This window comes from Kitasatospora sp. NPDC001225 (assembly GCF_053597855.1).
On record NZ_JBSFJC010000336.1, the window covers coordinates 1 to 2,752 of the forward strand.

At 73.1% G+C, this 2,752-nt stretch carries 2 protein-coding genes; both read right to left on the reverse strand.

The genetic code is table 11. The features are described from left to right. Positions 1–53 precede the first annotated feature (53 nt). Entirely contained in the window at positions 54–617 is a 564-nt protein-coding gene (locus ACWDCZ_RS40075) for a serine hydrolase domain-containing protein (protein WP_449818558.1), read from the reverse strand. A gap of 919 nt (positions 618–1,536) precedes the next feature. Continuing rightward, a complete protein-coding gene (locus tag ACWDCZ_RS40080) occupies positions 1,537–2,649 on the reverse strand; it encodes a glucose-6-phosphate dehydrogenase (protein ID WP_449818559.1) in 1,113 nt (370 codons plus the stop codon). Between the last annotated feature and the right edge of the window lie 103 nt (positions 2,650–2,752).

Genomic DNA, 2,752 nt, shown 5'->3' on the forward strand with positions numbered 1-2,752 from the left:
TACGTCCACACCGCCTACCAGGCCAACAGCTTCGACCCCAGCCAGTGCTCGTACTACGGCATCTGCGACCTGCCGGCGAAGCTGACCGCCGCGGTCACCGTCTCGACCAGGCGCCCGGCGGCGACGTAGCCGGCGTTGGAGTAGGAGAAGTCCGTCCCGGGCGGGAACAGCGCGTCCGGGGCGGTGCAGACGGCGGACAGGTAGCGGGTCGCGGTGGTGCGGGCGGCGGCGTCGGAGTCCGGTCCGGTGGGCAGTCCGCCGGTGTGGCTCAGCAGCTGACGAATCGTTACTTCAGGCAGCTGCCGGAGCTCCGGGAGGTGCTCGGCGGCCGGCTCGTCGAGGTCGAGGTCACCGTCGTCGGCGAGCAGCATCACCAGGGCGGCCGTGTAGGGCTTGGTGAGCGATCCGACCGGAACGGCGGTGTCCTCGGTGAACGGTGCCCCGGTGCCGGTGTCGGCCACCCTGTGCAGGACGACGGCCTCCGGGCCGGTGTCCAGCACCAGTTGGGCGCCGGGCACCCGGTGGGCGCGAGCGAGCGTGTCGAGCCGGTGCTGCAGCTCGCCGCGCAGGAGGAGCGGCGACCGCTCGCGGGCGGGCGCCGGACTGGCGTACGGCATGGCGGAACTCCCGTTGACTGGTTCTCGGGTGCGGGCGCGCCGGGCGCCCGCGGTGGAATCGCGGATTGGGAGGCGGCACAGCGGGAATTCCCGACCGTCGTCGCCTGCTTCAGGACGCGCGGGAACGGAGGGAATCGGCGTCGGCCCGGCCGGCGGAGGCCGTCCGGCCCCGGGAACGGGAATCCCCGGACGCCCGCGGCCGGGCACCGCACCCGCCCTCGCGGAGCCGTTCCGCGGTCGCGTCGGCGCGCCCGGACCGGGCGGTGCGAATACGATCCGGATTTCCCTCCGCGCGATGAACGGCGGACCGGATCGCGGTGAACCGCGAGCCTCCGAATACTCTTACCCCGCCGGCACGTTCGAACAGAAAACCGTCCCCCGGCGGCCGGCCGCTCTCCCGGCCCCCACCTGCGCAACGGCCGTACCCGGCATGCCCATTCCCCCTTTTGGCGATCCACCCCCGCAACCGCCGCGCGGAACGCGCCGACACGGTCGGGGAGTCGCACAATCCCTGTCGTCCCGAACGTCCGGACGACGAACGCGCAACAGTCTTCACGGCGGGTCAGCCGCTCGCAACCCCTTCCGATTGAACGGAGAGCGACCGCCGTCGGTAATCGGAACGCCAAAATCCCAGGTGCGACTCCCGGCCGCGCCCGGAACGCCCGAGAACGGGCGCGAATTCTTTGGCCGAAAATATAAGGTTCGGATCCCACCAGCCACTCGAACAGTCATTCGTCGAAATAGCCGAGTGATTTACCGGGCGCCTGTGACGAATGTGGTGACTGTGATGCCTGGGATTGCTGTGCCGGAATGCGACGGAATTCACCGGGCGGGCCGCGAGTGGCACTGCCCGGGGCCCGAGCGCCCGGGCCCCGGCCGACCGGCCCCCCACCGGCCGGTCACCCGGGCACCGGCGCGGCTACCACCAGTGCGGCGGCGGCCCCTGCGAGCCCGCCGGGTACTCGTCCAGCGGGACCAGCCCCCGCTCCCAGGCGGACAGCACCGGTTCGAGCACCCGCCAGGCCTCCTCGGCCTCGTCGCCGCGGATGGACAGCGCCGGATCGCCGTTCAGGACGTCCAGCAGCAGCCGCCCGTACGCGGGCAGGTCCTGCGGCTCCATCCGCGCGGTCAGCGAGAGCGGGACGAGCTCGTGGGCGTGGGCGCCGATGCCGGTCAGGTCCAGGGCCAGCCCCTCCGGCTCCAGCTCGAACCGCAGCACGTTGGGCCGGGCCTCCCCGCCGTGGGCCTCCCCGCCGGAGCCCTTCCCGCCGTGGCTCTTCCCGCCGGGGCCGAACGGCAGGTGGGGCACCGGGCGGAAGTGCACCGCGACCTCCTTGCGGTCCGCCCCCAGGGCCTTGCCGCTGCGCAGCCGGAACCGCGTCCCGGCCCACCGCCAGCTGTCCAGCTCCAGTTCCACCTCGGCGAAGGTCTCGGTGCCGCGCGCCGGGTCCACGCCCTCCTCCTCGGCGTACGCGGGGACGTCGCGGTCCCCGATCCGGCCCGGCAGGTAGCGGGCCCGCCGGGTGCGGTGCACCACGTCGTGCTCGGTCAGCGGCCGTACGGAGCGCAGCACGTCCACCTTCCGGTCGCGCAGGTCCCGTTCGCCGAGCGTGAGCGGCGGTTCCATGGCCACCAGGCAGAGCAGTTGCAGCAGGTGGTTCTGGACCATGTCCTTGAGCGCCCCGACCCGGTCGTAGTACCCGGCCCGGCCCTCCAGTGCCAGCGTCTCGTCCCAGGTGATATCCACCTCGGCGATGTGGGTGCTGTTCCAGAGCGGCTCCAGCACCCGGTTGGCCAGCCGGCTGCCGAGGACGTTCTGGACGGTCGTCATGGCCAGGAAGTGGTCGACCCGGAACACCGCCCGCTCCGGCAGGATTTCGGCGAGCAGCCGGTTCAGCTCCCGCGCGCCGGCCAGGTCCTCGCCGAACGGCTTCTCCAGGACGATCCGGCTGCCCTCCGGCAGGCCCGCCGCGTGCAGGGCGGTGACCGCGGCGGGGAAGAGCGCCGGCGGGAGGGCCAGGTAGACGGCCACCGGCCCCTCTCCGGCGCGGCCGGTGCAGCAGGGTGGTGAGGATGCGGGCGCCGGAGCCGCCCAGGGGGTGGCCGAGCGCGATCGCGCCGCCGCTGGGGTTGAC

Bases quoted from the DNA above. Each gene is read 5' to 3' on its own strand.
- ACWDCZ_RS40075 (WP_449818558.1), bottom strand. From the start codon at position 617: ATGCCGTACGCCAGTCCGGCGCCCGCCCGCGAGCGGTCGCCGCTCCTC.